The organism is Escherichia sp. E4385, assembly GCF_963883145.1.
GTDB lineage: Bacteria > Pseudomonadota > Gammaproteobacteria > Enterobacterales > Enterobacteriaceae > Escherichia.
Genome location: NZ_CAWOOJ010000006.1, coordinates 49795 through 65095, shown reverse-complemented (window position 1 = coordinate 65095; position 15301 = coordinate 49795). Strand labels below are relative to the sequence as shown.

At 51.9% G+C, this 15301-nt stretch carries 16 protein-coding genes; 4 read left to right on the top strand and 12 right to left on the bottom strand.

Annotated features, from left to right (window positions below; translation table 11 throughout):
* Nucleotides 1–13: 13 nt before the first annotated feature.
* From hscB to trmJ, 6 genes are all read right to left on the bottom strand, one after another.
* Entirely contained in the window at nt 14–529 is a 516-nt protein-coding gene (hscB, locus tag AACS80_RS06635; RefSeq protein WP_000384413.1) for a co-chaperone HscB, read from the bottom strand.
* A 95-nt stretch (nt 530–624) separates the two neighbouring features.
* Nucleotides 625–948: an iron-sulfur cluster assembly protein IscA gene (gene iscA, locus AACS80_RS06630; protein WP_000028953.1), complete on the bottom strand. Its 324-nt coding sequence runs from the start codon at nt 946–948 to the stop codon at nt 625–627.
* Between the two features lie 16 nt (nt 949–964).
* Nucleotides 965–1351, bottom strand: a complete 387-nt coding sequence (gene iscU / locus AACS80_RS06625; RefSeq protein WP_000331707.1) for a Fe-S cluster assembly scaffold IscU — start codon at nt 1349–1351, stop codon at nt 965–967.
* 27 nt (nt 1352–1378) lie between these two features.
* Nucleotides 1379–2593 carry a cysteine desulfurase gene (iscS, locus tag AACS80_RS06620; RefSeq protein WP_001295373.1) on the bottom strand — a complete coding sequence of 405 codons (1215 nt, stop codon included), beginning with the start codon at nt 2591–2593 and terminating at the stop codon, nt 1379–1381.
* Between the two features lie 240 nt (nt 2594–2833).
* Nucleotides 2834–3322 (bottom strand): Fe-S cluster assembly transcriptional regulator IscR, encoded by a 489-nt coding sequence (iscR, locus tag AACS80_RS06615; RefSeq protein ID WP_001241357.1) that lies wholly within the window; start codon nt 3320–3322, stop codon nt 2834–2836.
* Between the two features lie 268 nt (nt 3323–3590).
* The gene (gene trmJ, locus AACS80_RS06610) at nt 3591–4331 is read right to left on the bottom strand and encodes a tRNA (cytosine(32)/uridine(32)-2'-O)-methyltransferase TrmJ (protein WP_000940020.1); all 741 of its coding nucleotides are present in this window, start codon (nt 4329–4331) and stop codon (nt 3591–3593) included.
* A gap of 118 nt (nt 4332–4449) precedes the next feature.
* Between trmJ and suhB the strand changes: the two genes are divergently transcribed.
* The 3 genes from suhB (at nt 4450) to csiE (ending at nt 7724) form a co-directional block, all read left to right on the top strand.
* Nucleotides 4450–5253 carry an inositol-1-monophosphatase gene (gene suhB / locus AACS80_RS06605; RefSeq protein WP_130260405.1) on the top strand — a complete coding sequence of 268 codons (804 nt, stop codon included), beginning with the start codon at nt 4450–4452 and terminating at the stop codon, nt 5251–5253.
* A 145-nt stretch (nt 5254–5398) separates the two neighbouring features.
* On the top strand, nt 5399–6253 hold the full coding sequence (locus AACS80_RS06600; RefSeq protein WP_135407556.1) for an alpha/beta hydrolase: 855 nt from the start codon (nt 5399–5401) through the stop codon (nt 6251–6253).
* A 190-nt stretch (nt 6254–6443) separates the two neighbouring features.
* Nucleotides 6444–7724, top strand: coding sequence for a stationary phase inducible protein CsiE (gene csiE / locus AACS80_RS06595; RefSeq protein WP_138183715.1), 1281 nt, complete (start codon nt 6444–6446; stop codon nt 7722–7724).
* On the opposite strand, the gene AACS80_RS06590 is transcribed toward csiE, so the two are convergent.
* Entirely contained in the window at nt 7716–8855 is a 1140-nt protein-coding gene (locus AACS80_RS06590) for a 3-phenylpropionate MFS transporter (RefSeq protein WP_131162562.1), read from the bottom strand. The genes csiE and AACS80_RS06590 overlap by 9 nt on opposite strands.
* A gap of 256 nt (nt 8856–9111) precedes the next feature.
* Here AACS80_RS06590 and AACS80_RS06585 point away from each other — a divergent pair, with 256 nt between their 5' ends.
* The gene (locus AACS80_RS06585; RefSeq protein ID WP_001087245.1) at nt 9112–9534 is read left to right on the top strand and encodes a DoxX family protein; all 423 of its coding nucleotides are present in this window, start codon (nt 9112–9114) and stop codon (nt 9532–9534) included.
* Nucleotides 9535–9693: 159 nt separating this feature from the next.
* On the opposite strand, the gene AACS80_RS06580 is transcribed toward AACS80_RS06585, so the two are convergent.
* The 5 genes from AACS80_RS06580 to AACS80_RS06560 are packed head-to-tail and all read right to left on the bottom strand — an operon-like array spanning nt 9694 to nt 15245.
* Nucleotides 9694–10566 (bottom strand): aldose 1-epimerase, encoded by an 873-nt coding sequence (locus AACS80_RS06580; protein WP_135410264.1) that lies wholly within the window; start codon nt 10564–10566, stop codon nt 9694–9696.
* An 11-nt stretch (nt 10567–10577) separates the two neighbouring features.
* Nucleotides 10578–11672 carry a zinc-dependent alcohol dehydrogenase family protein gene (locus AACS80_RS06575; RefSeq protein ID WP_000700809.1) on the bottom strand — a complete coding sequence of 365 codons (1095 nt, stop codon included), beginning with the start codon at nt 11670–11672 and terminating at the stop codon, nt 10578–10580.
* Between the two features lie 32 nt (nt 11673–11704).
* A complete protein-coding gene (locus AACS80_RS06570) occupies nt 11705–12703 on the bottom strand; it encodes an ABC transporter permease (protein ID WP_138183714.1) in 999 nt (332 codons plus the stop codon).
* A gap of 24 nt (nt 12704–12727) precedes the next feature.
* Nucleotides 12728–14239, bottom strand: coding sequence for a sugar ABC transporter ATP-binding protein (locus tag AACS80_RS06565; RefSeq protein ID WP_130260412.1), 1512 nt, complete (start codon nt 14237–14239; stop codon nt 12728–12730).
* Between the two features lie 22 nt (nt 14240–14261).
* Nucleotides 14262–15245, bottom strand: a complete 984-nt coding sequence (locus AACS80_RS06560; RefSeq protein ID WP_105268353.1) for a substrate-binding domain-containing protein — start codon at nt 15243–15245, stop codon at nt 14262–14264.
* Nucleotides 15246–15301: the final 56 nt, after the last annotated feature.

Below are 15301 nucleotides of genomic sequence, written 5' to 3'. Positions count from 1 at the left end.
TAGCTTCCAGAAATTAAAAATCGAGCAGTTTTTCTTCGAGTTGTTCGGCACTGCTTCGCAGTTTATCGAGAAAACGCAGCTTACGCACGGTATCCGCCGCCGCGTCCCACGTCTCGTTGTCTAACTGTTCAACCATCAACTGATGGCGGGTATCAAACATCTTTTTCACACGTTTGATAAAGCTTTCCAGCCGCGCTTCATCTTTTGCCTGTTCGATCTCGTCCAGTTCTTCGCGCAGCTCCAGCTGTTCCATCAGGAACGCGGTGTCACGCACAGTATGCTGCTCGCTGGCGAGATCAAAACCGTGCAAAGAAAGCAAATATTCCGCACGCATTAACGGATGACGCAGCGTTTGCCAGGCCTGGTTAATGGTTGCAGATTGCTGTACGGCGGCGAGTTGTTCCGCCTGGCTTCCGCTGGCGAATTTATCAGGATGATACTGACGTTGTAGATCCTGAAAACGCAGGCTCAGCGCCTGAGTATCGAGTTGATAACGGGCAGGCAAGCCAAAGAGGGTGAAGTAATCCATAACATTCTCAGGGCTGCGATCCGCCGCGATAACGGCGAATCAGGTAAAACAAACCCCACGCGCAGGCGACCACGGTGGGGTTATCGGTATGCGCATCAAACGTGGAAGCTTTCGCCGCAACCACACTCATCTTTAACGTTCGGGTTGGTGAATTTAAACCCTTCGTTCAGGCCTTCTTTTACGAAGTCCAGCTGCGTACCGTCCAGAAATTGCAGGCTTTTGCCATCGACCACGACTTTCACGCCTTTGTCTTCAAACACGATGTCTTCCGGCGTCGGTTCGTCAACAAATTCCAGTACATAAGCCATACCTGAACATCCAGAGGTTCTCACGCCCAGACGCAGGCCAAACCCTTTGCCGCGGTTAGCCAGAAAGGTATTTACTCGCGCTGCTGCACTGTCGCTCAGTGTAATCGACATAACCAAACCTCAACTCTTATTTTGCTTCACGTTTGCTTTTATAGTCCGCAATGGCGGCTTTGATCGCGTCTTCTGCCAGAATAGAACAGTGAATTTTCACCGGCGGCAGTTCAAGTTCTTCAGCAATATCGGTGTTTTTGATCGCCTGCGCTTCGTCGAGAGACTTCCCTTTCACCCATTCGGTGACCAGAGAGCTGGAAGCGATAGCGGAACCGCAGCCGTAAGTTTTAAAACGCGCGTCTTCAATGATACCTTCATCGTTGACTTTAATCTGCAACTTCATCACGTCGCCACAGGCCGGTGCACCCACCATGCCGCTGCCGACGTTCTCGTCGTTGTTGTCAAAGGAACCCACGTTACGCGGATTCTCGTAATGGTCGATAACTTTTTCGCTGTAAGCCATTATAAATTCTCCTGATTCCGATACCGATTAATGATGAGCCCATTCGATGCTGTTCAGATCCACGCCCTGCTTGTACATTTCCCACAGCGGAGAAAGGTCACGCAGACGACCGATGGATTTACGAACTAACTCGATGGTGTAGTCGATCTCTTCTTCAGTAGTAAAACGACCTAAAGAGAAACGGATAGAGCTATGTGCCAGCTCGTCGTTCAGCCCCAGCGCGCGCAGCACGTAGGACGGTTCGAGGCTTGCCGACGTACAGGCGGAACCTGAAGAAACTGCGAGGTCTTTCAGCGCCATAATCAGCGACTCACCTTCAACGTAGTTGAAGCTGACGTTGAGAATGTTCGGCGCACCGTGTTCCAGGTCACCGTTCAGGTAAACTTCTTCGATATCTTTGATGCCGTTCCACAGACGGTTACGCAGGCCGCGCAGACGTTCCATCTCGGTCGCCATCTCTTCTTTTGCGATGCGATAGGCTTCGCCCATACCGACGATCTGGTGAACAGGCAGAGTGCCGGAACGCATACCGCGTTCGTGACCGCCACCGTGCATTTGCGCTTCGATGCGTACGCGCGGTTTACGACGCACATACAGCGCACCGATACCTTTCGGACCGTAGATTTTGTGGCCGGAGAAAGACATCAGGTCAACTTTCAACTGGCTCAGATCGATAGGCAGTTTTCCCACGCTCTGGGTTGCATCAACGTGATAGATAATGCCACGAGCACGGCACATTTCGCCGATAGCCGCGATATCCTGCACCACGCCGATTTCGTTATTCACGTGCATGATAGAAACGAGGATGGTGTCGTCACGCATCGCCGCTTCGAGTTCTTTCAGGTCGATAATGCCGTTACGCTGCGGTGCCAGATAGGTGACTTCGAAACCTTCGCGCTCCAGCTGACGGCAGGTATCCAGTACCGCTTTGTGTTCGGTTTTGCTGGTGATGATGTGCTTGCCTTTTTTCTGATAAAAGTTGGCCGCACCTTTGATCGCCAGGTTGTCAGATTCGGTTGCACCAGAGGTAAAGACGATTTCACGCGGGTCAGCGCCGACCAGATCGGCAATCTGATTACGGGCGATATCTACCGCTTCTTCAGCCTGCCAGCCGAAACGGTGAGAACGGGAGGCCGGGTTACCAAAGGTTCCGTCCATCGTCATAAACTGCATCATTTTCTCGGCAACACGCGGGTCCACCGGCGTGGTTGCGGAGTAGTCGAGATAAATCGGTAATTTCATTGCTCTATAAACTCCGTACATCACTCAATGCAAGGAATCAGGCTACCGGCTGGATGTACGACCGTGTTTACGGAGCGCGATACGCCCCGGCCTGATTCTAATATCTTGTTATCTTTAACCTAACTGTTTCGGGTTTCAGCAAGTTGACAAACTTACGAATCTCCGGGAGCTTACATAAGTAAGTGACCGGAGTGAGTATGTGCAGTCAACGCAGATGCAACACGAAACAGGACGGTTAAATTAAGCGCGTAACTTAACGTCGATCGCGTCTTGTGTGCGGGTGCGTGGCGCGTCGTGAGTATGCTGACGACCGGACACATCCAACACTTCCTGGTTATTAACCAGTTCGCCTAAAGTAATGTTGTTGAGAAAACCGGTGAGACGATCGCTCAAATCACGCCACAGCGCGTGGGTCAGGCATTTATCCCCGCCCTGGCAGCCGCCTTTACCCTGACAACGGGTGGCATCTACAGATTCGTCAACGGCGCTAATCACTTCGCCAACGGCGATGCTGCTGGCATCTTTGCCTAACAGATAACCACCGCCTGGTCCGCGTACGCTGGAAACCAGACCATTTTTACGCAGACGGGAAAAAAGTTGTTCCAGATAAGAAAGGGAAATTCCCTGTCGTTCGGAAATATCAGCCAACGGTACCGGGCCTGCTTCGGAGTTGAGCGCAACGTCAAGCATTGCGGTCACGGCATAGCGCCCTTTAGATGTCAGTCTCATGTCTTACTTCACCTCAAACTCGCCCCTGCCCGGGGTTTTTATTGTAAAAGTGGGGGTATTGCATAGCAGGGTCAAGTCTGACATTCCCGAGTAATTTGGTCAACTATTTACTTGACTGATTTAGTCAGGTATTTAACCTTCAGTGCCATTTTTTATCGTGCCGTTTGTACCTGTTGTCGGATGCGGCGTGAACGCCTTATCCGACCTGGAATTGCGTGCACTTCCAGGCCTGATAAGACGCGTTAAGCGTCGCATCAGGCAATCACTGTTATTCGGTCTTATTACCTTTATTCTGCTGTTCAATAGAAGCCAGAATCCCGCGCAGGATATTCAATTCCTGGCTTTCCGGGCGCGCACGGGTAAACAGACGACGCAGTTTATTCATCACCTGACCCGGATGGTTTTCACGGATAAAACCGGTTGCCAGCAACGTTTGTTCGAGATGACCATAAAAACGCTCCAGATCATCGACCAACGGATACGGCGTCTCTTCATGCTCAACCTGCTCGCCGTTTTCCTGAGTTGCCAGCCAGGCCATACGCACTTCATAGGCAATAACCTGAACCGCCATCGCCAGATTCAGCGAGCTGTATTCAGGGTTAGCGGCAATCGCGACATGATAATGGCACTTCTGCAACTCTTCATTGGTCAGACCGACGCGCTCGCGACCAAAAACCAGCGCCACCGGGGTATTTGCCGCTTCAGCGACGCTTTTCAGACCGCATTCGCGCGGGTCGAGCATCGGCCACGGCAACGTGCGCGAACGTGCACTGGTGCCAACCACCAGGCTACAACCGGCTAACGCTTCGTCGAGCGTATCGACGATGTGAGCATTACCAATCACATCGCTGGCGCCTGCCGCCAGGGCAATCGCCTGGGAGTCAGGTTTCACCAGTGGATTAACCAGCCACAGATTAGTTAATCCCATTGTTTTCATGGCACGGGCAACAGAACCCATATTGCCGGTGTGTGACGTCTCCACCAGCACAATTCGAATATTTTGCAGCATTGTCTTTCTTCGTCTAAAGATTATTCGCGCATCTTAACATAAAACGAAGACAGATGCCGATCTCGCTGCTATACTCTGCGCCGTTTTCCCGTTCTTTAACATCCAGTGAGAGAAACCGATGCATCCGATGCTGAACATCGCCGTGCGCGCAGCGCGCAAGGCGGGTAATTTAATTGCCAAAAACTATGAAACCCCGGACGCTGTAGAGGCGAGCCAGAAAGGCAGTAACGATTTCGTGACCAACGTAGATAAAGCTGCCGAAGCGGTGATTATCGACACGATTCGTAAATCTTACCCACAGCACACCATCATCACCGAAGAAAGTGGTGAACTTGAAGGTACTGATCAGGATGTTCAATGGGTTATCGATCCACTGGATGGCACTACCAACTTTATCAAACGTCTGCCGCACTTCGCGGTATCTATCGCTGTTCGTATCAAAGGCCGCACCGAAGTTGCTGTGGTTTACGATCCTATGCGTAACGAACTGTTCACCGCGACTCGCGGTCAGGGCGCACAGCTGAACGGCTACCGTCTGCGCGGCAGCACCGCTCGCGATCTCGACGGTACTATTCTGGCGACCGGCTTCCCGTTCAAAGCAAAACAGTACGCCACCACCTACATCAACATCGTTGGCAAACTGTTCAACGAATGTGCAGACTTCCGTCGTACCGGTTCCGCGGCGCTGGATCTGGCTTACGTCGCTGCGGGTCGCGTTGACGGTTTCTTTGAAATCGGTCTGCGTCCGTGGGACTTCGCGGCAGGCGAGCTGCTGGTTCGTGAAGCGGGCGGTATCGTCAGCGACTTCATCGGTGGCCATAACTACATGCTGACCGGTAACATCGTTGCCGGTAACCCGCGCGTTGTTAAAGCCATGCTGGCGAACATGCGTGACGAGTTAAGCGACGCACTGAAGCGTTAATTTCTCTGGCGGGTGACGTTCCTCACCCGCCCTTGCCTTTCAGGCGCTATTCCGAAATACTTTCGCACCGCTTTACTTTCCTGCGCCACTCTCCCACCATCCTTTCCCGATTAATGGATTACAAAGCAAGTCGTAAGGAAAGGTCATGGTTCTGCCAGCGAACAAACGCGTTCTCAAGATTCTGTTTATTCTTTTTATTTCTGCTTTCTGCGTTTATTTAGTGCCGCGCATCGCCATCAACTTCTTTTATTATCCCGACGACAAAATTTACGGTCCTGATCCATGGTCTGCTGAATCTGTTGAATTTACTGCTAAAGATGGCACACGGCTACAAGGCTGGTTTATCCCCTCTTCCACTGGTCCCGCCGAAAACGCTATTGCTACCGTAATTCATGCTCATGGCAATGCCGGGAATATGTCCGCCCACTGGCCGCTGGTCAGTTGGTTACCAGAACATAATTTCAATGTTTTTATGTTTGATTATCGCGGGTTTGGTAAATCTAAAGGCACTCCATCACAAGCCGGATTACTGGACGATACGCAAAGTGCCATCAACGTGGTGCGCCATCGTAGCGATGTAAACCCCAAGCGGCTGGTGCTGTTCGGGCAGAGTATTGGCGGGGCGAATATTCTTGACGTTATTGGGTTAGGAGATCGCGAGGGCATACGTGCGGTGATCCTCGACTCCACATTTGCCTCTTATTCGACCATCGCTAACCAGATGATACCCGGCAGTGGCTACTTACTTGATGAGAGTTACAGCGGCGAAAATTACATCGCCAGCGTCAGCCCGATCCCGCTTTTACTGATTCACGGCAAAGCTGATCATGTTATTCCATGGCAGCATAGCGAGAAATTATTTGCCCTGGCGAAAGAGCCAAAACGCCTGATTTTGATCCCCGATGGCGAACATCTTGATGCCTTTTCCGATCGTCACGGAGACGTTTATCGCGAGCAAATGGTGGACTTTATCCTTAGCGCATTGAATCCACAGAATTAACCTTATGGTCGAAACCAGATAAAACAGCAAGAAATCACCTTAAGGGATGGCATTAAACTGCCAGAAAGTGTTTATATCGATAAAAATTCTGTGATGTTTGTCATCATTTCTGATTAATAGCATTCCATTCACCGTATCCCTAAGCAAACTTTAGCTATTCTTATAAATTATGCTTATGGGAGATCTACAGATGATACCTACACTTGCCCCACCATCTGTACTTTCAGCTCCCCAGCGCCGTTGCCAGGTATTGCTGACGCTGTTCCAGCCGGGGTTGAGCGCCACCACGGCAACTTTCAGCGAGATTAATGGTGTGGATGATGAAATGGTGGGTCGCGATATCAGCGAAACAGGACGGGAGATCCAGCGCTATCATCAACTCACCATTACAACTGGATATGACGGGAGCTACCGGATTGAAGGTACAATACTTAACCAACGCTTATGTTTATTTCATTGGCTACGACGCGCTTTTCGCCTTTGTCCGTCATTTATCAGCAGCCATTTTACGCCCGCGTTAAAGGGGGAGCTAAAGCGTCGGGGGATTGCTCGTAATTTTTATGACGACACCAATCTACTGGCGTTAGTTAATCTCTGCTCGCGAAGGCTGCAAAAACGCTTTGACGCGCGTGATGTTCATTTCCTGTGTTTGTATCTGCAATATTGCTTATTGCAACACCATGCCGGAATCTCGCCCTTATTTAACCCGCTGCAATGGCACTGGTTGGAATCTTGCATTGAATTTCAGGTTGCACAGGAAATTGGCCGCCACTGGCAACGGCGGGCGCGTCAACCTGTCCCCACTGATGAGCCACTATTTATGGCATTGCTTTTTTCCATGTTGCGGGTTCCCGATCCACTGCGAGACACCCATCAGCATGGCAAACAGTTGCGCCTGTCAATTAACCGTCTGGTACAGCATTTTCGGCAGTTGAGTAACGTCCATTTCTATGATGAACAGGGGTTGTGCTATCAGCTTTATACTCACCTCGCCCAGGCGTTAAACCGCTGTTTGTTTTCTATCGGCATTGATAACACTTTACCGGAAGAGTTCCGTCGACTTTATCCACGGCTCGTGCACACCACCCGCGAAGCGCTGGTCGGGTTTGAAAATGAGTACAATGTCAGTCTTTCCGATGAAGAAAGTTGTCTGGTGGCAGTGATTTTCGGTGCATGGCTGATGCAGGCAAATGAAATTCACGAAAAGCAGATTATTTTGCTGACGGGCAATGACAGCGAACGAGAAGCGAATATTGAGCTGCAATTGCGTGAGCTAACGATACTGCCGCTCAATATTAAACACATGTCTGTGAAGACATTTTTGCAGATTGGCGCGCCGCGCAATGCCGCACTTATTATTGCGCCTTATACCATGCCGCTACCGCTTTTTTCACCACCGCTGATTTATACGGATCTGACCCTGACGGCACATCAACAGGAACAAATCCGCAAAATACTTGAATCAGCATGAGGGAACGACTTTCGGGCGCAAAAACATTGCCGGAAACGCCACCAATGCCATCACCCAGAACACGCCATTCCCCAGATATTGATACAAAAAACCGGCGAAGACGGTCATGATGGCGATACTGCCGCCCATCGCGACGGCAGAATAAACTGCCTGCAAGCGGATAACCTCACTTCCCTGACGAGCGGCAATGTAGCGCATAGCGGCCAGATGGCACACGGTAAAGGTGCCGCAATGCAGAACTTGCACCATAATCAACCACGGCAACTCAGTGGTTGCCCCCATAATGCCCCAACGTACTACCCCGCATACCGCCGAGATCAGCAACATATCACGGGCGCTACAACGGCGGAAAAGCTTATTACTCAGCGCAAAGATAATGACTTCCGCCACCACGCCCAGCGACCACAAATAGCCCACCGCCGAGGCCGAGTAGCCAGCTGCCTGCCAGTAAATGGCGCTAAAACCGTAATAGGCCGCATGCGCCCCCTGCAATAAACAAACGCAGGCCAGAAAACGCCAGTTCTGGCGGACCAGCGCCAACCACGCTGGCCACCCCGTGCTCTCCTGTTGACGGCTGGCCCCTTGTGGCTGAATCGTCGGACGGATAAGAAAGCCGAGCAGCATGGATGCCACGCCCAACGTCAGCAATGCCAGAATAACCCGATAATCGAATACGCTGACCAGTTTCCCCGTTAGCGCCGAGCCAATGACAAACGCCACCGAGCCCCAAAGTCGCACTTTGCCATAATCAAGCGGGAACTGCTTTTGCCAGGTATTCGCCAGCGCATCGGTCAACGGCACCAGCGGTGAGAAAAAGAGGTTAAAACCAACCATCACCACCATCAACCACGCCACATGCGCACCCGCCCAGAAGGCGATGGCAAAGAGTAGCGTCAGCAACGCCAGCACACGCAGCGCAGAAATCAGGCGAGAAGGATCGCTGACGCGAGGCGCAATTATCAAACTACCGAGAAAACGGGCAACCAGTCCGGCCCCCAACAACAGGCCGATGGTTTCTGGCGTTAAGCCAATCCCCTTAAGCCAGACGCTCCAGAAAGGTAGAAAAATACCGTAGCTAAAAAAGTATGTGAAATAACCGAGCGCCAACCAGCGCGTGGATTGCAAAACCATGAGTCCCTCCCGTCAGGAGGCGTTAGTCTGGAGTTAATCGAATGTTGGTGCAAGTTGAAAAATAAGAAAATTCGAGTCTGCTTCCAGTACACAGAGCTGGAAAAAATATCGTTAATACCGCTAACAAAATATCACCTAAAGAAAATGTGCTGGATATTGACCTGGATAATTACCAAATTTCTCATCCGCTGGGGCGTGGCGAGGTGCAAGAGTGTGTATTACGTTTAAATCATATTATCTTGCAAAGGGATTGGTTATGAACTCACTACGTTATTTTGATTTTGGTGCTGCCCGCCCCGTTTTGTTATTAATTGCCCGTATCGCCGTCATCTTAATTTTCATTATTTTTGGTTTTCCCAAAATGATGGGCTTTGACGGGACGGTACAGTATATGGCCTCGCTGGGCGCACCGATGCCGATGCTGGCGGCAGTTATTGCGGTGATTATGGAAGTACCCGCCGCGATATTAATCATACTTGGCTTTTTCACCCGTCCGCTGGCGGTGCTGTTTATTTTCTACACGCTGGGAACTGCGGTGATTGGTCATCATTACTGGGATATGACTGGCGATGCGGTTGGGCCAAATATGATTAATTTCTGGAAGAATATCAGCATTGCTGGCGCATTCCTGCTGCTGGCAATTACCGGGCCGGGGGCAATTTCTCTCGATCGGCGTTAGGAAAGATGCCGGATGCGGCGTGAACGCCTTATCCGGCCGACCGCTCCAACACCAATTGTAGGCCTGATAAGACGCGGCAAGCGTCGCATCAGGCATGGTGCGCCGAGTGCTACAAAATCGAAATTACCCTGTAGGCCTGTGCATCCGGCATTTTATAAATTACAGCCACTCTACCCGCAACGACATCTCTGAGGTTGTTGATTCCCCCGGCGCAAGCGCAATGAGGTCACCACCTTCCGGGCGATGATGGTCATCTGGCGCATGACTCATCGGCTCCAGACAGAAGAAATCAAACGCATACCCTTTATCAAACGCGGGATCGGAGACAAAGATGAAATAGCACGGCGCAGGCGGCGTCGTTTCCATGATGACGGCGTAACCCTCCTGCGGCTGCTCGATGCGGGCCTGACCATTCCATCCGGCAAAACCATTGTTCACCCACTGGCGCGGCAACGGCGCGAGCTGGTTGAAATCCAGTTCTGGCGGTAACTGCTCGCAAAACTCGCCCGCCAACCACTGCTCCCGCTCCAGCCAGTAACCATTCGCCTGTGCCTGAATCCGCGTTTTCGACGACAACGGAAAATAAGGATGCCAGCCAGTACCAAATGGCAGCGTCTCAGTGCCTTCATTGGTGACAGAGAGCGTGACCGTCAGTGAATCCGCCGTTAAATGAAATGCCTGGCTTACACGATAATGATAAACGCCACAGTGATGTTCATACGCCAGACGCAAACTATCATCGCTGCGCGAGACACATTGCCACTGCCCCAACCAGCCATCGCCGTGTAGATAGTGCGCATCCCACTCAACATTCGGTTGCAGTTGATACTCTCGCTCCTGCCAGACAAATCGGTTACCACTCACCCGGTTTGCAAATGGCACCAGCGGAAAACAAGAGGCATCGGTTGCCACACCGCTTTTTTTACCAGGACGTAGCAGCGGCGTCGTATCGCGCCAGAAGCCTTCGATTACGCCGCCCCGGTCAGAAACGTCCAGTTTTAGCGGCCCGTGAGATAAGGTATAGATGGTCATCCGCTAACTCCTTAATCCGGAAAGTTAATCACAACTTTCCCGCACTTGCCGCTCGCCATCAGTGCGTAGGCATCTCCCGCCTGTTCCAGCGAGAAGCGGTGGGTAATGGCGTTACGTGGCCATAGTTTCCAGTCGGTCAGATCGTGAGCGCATTTTTCCATATGGAACAGACTGGTTACCCAGGAGCCAATAATCCGCCGTTGATGGTGCATCAGATCGGCGCTGACTTCGAACTCCACTTTTCCGGTTTCACCAATGTAAACCACGCGCCCCCAGTCGGCGGTGGATTGCAATGCCAGCAAGCGCCCCGCAGCATTACCGGAACAATCGAGCGCAACATCCGCGCCGCCGTGAGTGAGTTCAGCAATTATCTGCGGCAGACCTTCGGTCGTCGCTAAATAACCGTGATCCATCACCCCTAACTGTTTCGCCATTGCCAGACGTTCCGGCAGCATATCAACGCCGATGATCCTTTTTGCACCACGACCTTTCGCCAGCATCATCGCCATCATGCCGACCGGTCCCAGACCGACCACCAGCACGTTATCGCTGCCGGAGACTTCGCCGCGCAAAATCCCTTCATAGGCCGTGCCAACGCCGCAACTGATAAACGCACCATCTTCGTAACTCAGTGCATCCGGCAGGAGGATCAGATCTTTTTCTTCCGCCAGCAGATATTCGGCATGACCACCGTCACGCTGCCAGCCGTAAGCCGCTTTTCCTTTGCCAGTACAAGAGATAGGAAAGCCGCGGCGGCAATTCGGGCAAAAACCACAGCCAGAAATGTGATACACCAGCACGCGATCACCCTCTTTAAAATGGCGACAGCCTTGCCCCATCGCCACAATTTGCCCGCACGGCTCATGACCGTTGATAAAGCCCTGGTATAACGGTTTATCGGGCGCCGCCGCCGTGGCGCGGTGTTGATGGTAGATATAGTGGACATCGCTTCCGCAAATCCCGGAGGATTTCATTTTGATCAGCACCTGGTTAATCCCCGGCGTCGGCACCGCAACTTCCCGCAGATCGACGGTCGAATTTCCTGGTAAATAAGCTGCCAGCATCGTTTTCATAAATCCCTCATTAACAATACGATTAATTTTCATCCCTGCCGCACCCGCGCCAGGGGCGTTAAGGTTTAGCGTTTCGCTTTATTGCTTCGCTGGGTCAGCAAGATATTCGCCAGGACTGCCACCACGATGATGACGCCGCGTACCACCTGCTGGAAAAAAGAGTTAATCCCGAGCAATACCAGACCGTTACCGATTAGCGTAATCACCAGCACACCAAGCAATGTACCGAACAGGGAACCGCGACCGCCGGAAAGTGCCGTACCGCCGACCACGACCGCGGCGATGACGTCAAACTCCAGACCGTTTGCGGCACCTGCGTTACCAGAACCAAGACGCGCCGCCAACAAAATGCCGGTCACCGCCGCTAATAATCCCGAAAGGGTAAAGATAAGAATGCGCACCCGACGAACGTTGATGCCGCACAACTGCGCCGCCGTAGCATTACCGCCAACGGCAAAAACCGAGCGCCCGAAGGCGGTTTTGCGGCTGATGAACACAAACAGCGCAAACAACACCATCATGATCAGCGCGGATACCGGCACTCCGAGAAATTGTCCACCCAGCCAGTCCAGTACCTCGTTTTCGTCAATCGGCACTGGCAGGGCGTTAGTCATAAACAAGCCCATTCCGCGCAGGGCGCTCCACAGCCCCAGTGTGGCCACGAAACTTGGTACGTTAAACACGCCGCGCAGCACCCCGGCCAGCGTTCCCATCAGCGCACCTAACAGCAACACCAGCAGACAAGCAATCGCCAGCGGAACTTCAAATTGCAGCAAAAACGCCAGGCACACTGAAACAAAAGCCACCATCGGCCCAACACTGACATCAATTTCCCCGGAGATAATAATCAGCGTCATCGCCCAGGCGGCGATCCCAATGGTAGCGGCATCGCGCAGCACGTTCATTTGGTTATTCAATGAGATAAAGCCAGGCGCGTTCAGAGAGAAGACCAGATACAAAATGGCAATCACCACCAGCAAACCGATCTCATTAATATGGCGACTGACAAATTGTTTGAGCGAGACGCTCTTGCCCTGCGGCAATGGTAATGACGAAGCAGACATCTTCAGGTTCCTCGGTAAAATTCATCAGTGCACAGACAGAATGGCGGACATCAGCTCATCCACATTGACCGGAGAGTGAAACTCCTGCGAGAACGTACCGTGCTGTAACAACAGGATGCGGTCACACACCAGCGGCAACTCCTCCACTTCACTGGAGATAAACACCACGCTTTTCCCTTCGGCAGCCAGCTCGCGGACGATACGGTAAATCTGCTGTTTGGCTTCGATATCGACGCCGCGCGTTGGCTCGTCGAGCAACAAAATCTGGCTGGCGGCATAGACCCAACGACCGATCACCACTTTTTGCTGATTGCCGCCAGAAAGCGTGCCGATGGGTGTTTCGCTACTGGCAGCCTTAACCGTCATCCGCTGCATCACCTCTTCGGTCAGGCGGCGGATGGTGGACCATTGCAGTACGCCGTTGGCGCTGATTTTTTGCCGATTGGTCAGCACTGTATTTTCGTCAACGCCCAGCCAGGGAATGATCCCCGCTTCTTTGCGGTTTTCTGGCGTATAGCCAATGCCGCGTTTCAGCATGTCGCCGTAATCGGGGCGCGTGATTTTCTCGCCGTTGATAACAATTTCGCCCTGTTCATACGCTTCCAGCCCAACTATCGCTTTCAGCAATTCACTGCGCCCTGCCCCCAGCAGGCCGGCAATGCCGAGCACTTCGCCACGACGCAGTGAAAAACTGATCTCCGTAAGTTTTGGTCTGTGGCGTAACGCGCGAACTTCCAGTACGGTCTGGTCCGCAATCTCCTGAGCTGCAACCGGTGCAATATCAACGTGATCGCGTCCGAGCATCAACGACACAATATGGCGAGTTGAGGTGTTTTCGAGCATCACATCGCCCGCCACCTGCCCGTCGCGCATGACGGTGGCACAGGAAGCGATACGGCGGATTTCCTCCATCCTGTGGCTGACGTAAATCACCGCCACGCCCAGTGCCGACATTTTTTTCACGGCGCTGATCACCAGTTCAACTTCCGCACTGGCAAGCGAGCTGGTGGGTTCATCAAGGATGACCACGCGCGGCTCGCCCTTCATCACCCGCGCAATTTCCACCAGTTGCTTTTGCGCCGGGCTTAGCGTTGAAACAAGTTGTTCAGGGCTAACGTCAACGCCCAGCGCCTGTAAGCAACGTTGGGCATCCTGCGCCATTTGCGGGTAATCAATCATGCCGTTGCGGCGAGGCCATTGACCAAGGCAGAGGTTTTCTGCCACCGTCAGCCCTTCCACCAGACTTAATTCCTGATAAACCGCGCGTACCCCCAGTTCAGCGGCACGGCGAGTCAGCGTAGCTTCGTCGCCTTCCAGTCGCGTCTCGCCAATCCAGATATCACCGCTATCCGGACGTTCGCTACCGGTAAGCATTCGAATGAGGGTCGATTTTCCCGCACCGTTTTTGCCTAACAGCGCGCGAACTTCGCCTTTATTGAGCGTGAAGTTAACGTTATCCAGCGCAACGACGCCGGGGTAACGCTTATTTCCTGCCACCACTTTTGCTACCGGGACTGCCTCTGTTGCCGTGAACATAGGGACCTCTGCGAATCAGCTATTAGGGCAGACCATCAACGTGCGTTGCCAGCCACTGTTTACCGTCTTCAGTTTTGGTATAGAGATCGATTGGCACCTGAATCACTTTTTCACCGTCGGCTTGTTTATTGATAACCTTCAATGTTTGCGCGAAAACAGCATTGCCCATTTTCTTACCGGAAATATCCACTACCGCTTTCAGCACCTGGTTGTTTTCCAGCTCCTGAGCAATTTCAGTGGTCATGTCCGAACCGAAAACGGCAATTTTTCCGGCCTGATTTTGGTTGCGTACTGCTTTTACCGCACCGAGTGTCGCTCCGCCCGATTCACCCATAATGGCGTTGAGATCTGGCGTGGAGATAATCAGTTTTTCACCGACAGAAATCGCTTTATCTAAAACAGTCCCTTCCTGATTAGCGACAATTTGCGCGCCGGGAACGCGGGCTTTTAATACTTCTTCAAACCCTTTACGTCGTTGCACACAAACTTCAAAGGCTTCGCAATTGATGACGGCAATTTTCGGTTGGTCAATTTTGTTGGCAATAAAATAATCGGCGGCAGCGTTACCCAGTTTTTTACCAAATTCCAGCGGATCGCCTACCAGATATGCCGAAACATATTTATCGACACCCTTTTGATTAATACAGGTGTTGTAGCAAATCACCGGAATACCCGCTTCACTGGCGCGACGAACGGTACGGCTGCTACCATTTTCAGACACTGCCGATAAAATAATGGCATCGACATTACGCGCCACGAGGGTATCTACAAAAGTACTTTCTTTCGAAATATCGCCCTGGGCGTTAGTTTCAATTAACTGTACCTGTACTGAAGAATCTTTTGCCGCATCCTGAACGCCCTGACGCACTCCAGCGTAATATCCCTGGGTATCAAGGTATATTGCGCCAATGGTCATTTCTTTATCCGCAGCGTTGGCAAATAGTGCGCTACCTAATAGCGTAGCCATTAATAATAGATTACGGGTTGTTCTCATTTTTTTAGGCATAGTGCCTCCTGTAGGGTTTTTATTTACAACGGCTTATTTTAATTATTTGAGCGTGA